This is a genomic window from Stenotrophomonas sp. FR010 (assembly GCF_047520755.2).
Lineage (GTDB): Bacteria > Pseudomonadota > Gammaproteobacteria > Xanthomonadales > Xanthomonadaceae > Stenotrophomonas > Stenotrophomonas sepilia.
The window spans coordinates 1-1766 of sequence record NZ_JAXBQT020000053.1; the positions used below are offsets into that span (position 1 = coordinate 1).

General features: G+C 64.9%; 1 protein-coding gene. It reads right to left on the reverse strand.

Annotated elements, in window-relative coordinates; all coding sequences use genetic code 11:
- On the reverse strand, positions 1-1739 hold a 1739-nt coding region (gene glmS / locus ACM0PK_RS21595), incomplete at its 3' end, for a glutamine--fructose-6-phosphate transaminase (isomerizing) (RefSeq protein ID WP_414608116.1).
- Between the last annotated feature and the right edge of the window lie 27 nt (positions 1740-1766).

Below are 1766 nucleotides of genomic sequence, written 5' to 3' on the forward strand. Positions count from 1 at the left end.
TGCACGATCGGGCTGAGCACGCCCGCATGGCGCGGCGTGCGGATCACATGTACGCCTTCGGACGCGTTGAAGTTGCTGTCCTGGTCGGCGAACACGAACAGCTCGCCACCACGCGCACGCACTTCCTGCATGTTCGACTTCACCTTCTCCAGCAGGCTGTCGTTCGGCGCGATCACCACCACCGGCATGTCCTCGTCCACCAGCGCCAGCGGACCATGCTTCAGCTCACCGGCCGGGTAGGCCTCGGCATGGATGTAGGAGATTTCCTTGAGCTTGAGCGCGCCTTCCAGCGCGATCGGGTAATGCAGGCCGCGGCCCAGGAACAATGCGCTGCTCTTGCGCGCGAAACGCTCGGCCCAGGCGGCGATCTGTGGCTCCATGTTCAGGGCGTGCTGCACGCTGCCCGGCAGGAAGCGCAGCTGCTCCAGGTAGTCCGCTTCCTGCGCCGCGTCGATGCGGCCATGCAGCTTGCCAAGCACCACGGTCAGCTGGAACAGTGCCGCCAGCTGGGTGGTGAAGGCCTTGGTCGATGCCACGCCGATCTCGGCACCGGCACGGGTGTAGCAGACCAGTTCGCTGGCACGCGGGATCGCGCTTTCCGGCACGTTGCAGATCGACAGCGTGTGCTGGTGGCCCAGCGATTTGGCGTACTTCAGCGCTTCCATCGTATCCAGCGTTTCGCCGGACTGCGAGATGGTCACGATCAGATGCTTGGGGTTCGCGTAGGCCGCGCGATAGCGGTACTCGCTGGCGATCTCCACGCTGCACGGCAGGCCGGCGATGGCTTCGATCCAGTAGCGCGCGGTCAGGCCGGCGTAGTAGCTGGTTCCGCAGGCAATGATCTGCACGCCTTCGATGCCCGACAGCACCGCTTCGGCGTTCTTGCCGAACAGCTCGGCCGGGAAACCACCGGCATCGATCACCGCCTCGATGGTGTCGCCCAGCGCGCGCGGCTGCTCGTGGATTTCCTTCTGCATGAAGTGGCGGTACGGGCCCAGCTCCAGCGATGCCAGCGATACGTCGGACAGATGCACGTCGCGCTCGACCGGCTGGTCGTGCTCGTCGAAGATGCGCACGCCATCGCGGCGGATTTCGGCGGTGTCGCCCTCTTCCAGGAAGATCACCTTGCGGGTGGCCGAGATCACCGCCGAGACATCCGAAGCGACGAAGTTCTCGCCCTCGCCCAGGCCGACCAGCAGCGGGCAGCCCATGCGCGCGCAGACGAAGCGCTCCGGCTCGGCGCGGCTGACCACGGCCAGCGCATAGGCACCGGTCAGTTCCTTCACCGTGTGCTGCAGTGCCACCAGCAGATCGTCGCCATCCTTCAGATGATGATGGATCAGGTGCGCGATGACTTCGGTATCGGTCTGCGACTCGAAGGTGTAGCCCATCGCGCGCAGTTTCTCGCGCTGTTCCTCGTGGTTCTCGATGATGCCGTTGTGCACCAAGGCCACACCGTGGCTGATGTGCGGATGTGCATTGGCCTCGGTGACACCGCCGTGGGTGGCCCAGCGGGTGTGGCCGATGCCCAGCACCGCATTGAAGCCCTCAGCCTCGGCCGCCATGGCCATTTCCGACACGCGGCCGGTACGACGCACCCGGCGGACTTCCGGACGCTCGCTCTGGTCGATCACGGCGATGCCCGAGGAATCGTAGCCACGGTATTCAAGGCGCTTCAGACCCTCGATCAGTACCGGTACTACGTCGCGATCGGCGATCGCACCCACGATTCCACACATGTCACGCGTTTCCTTGAAGACGATTGC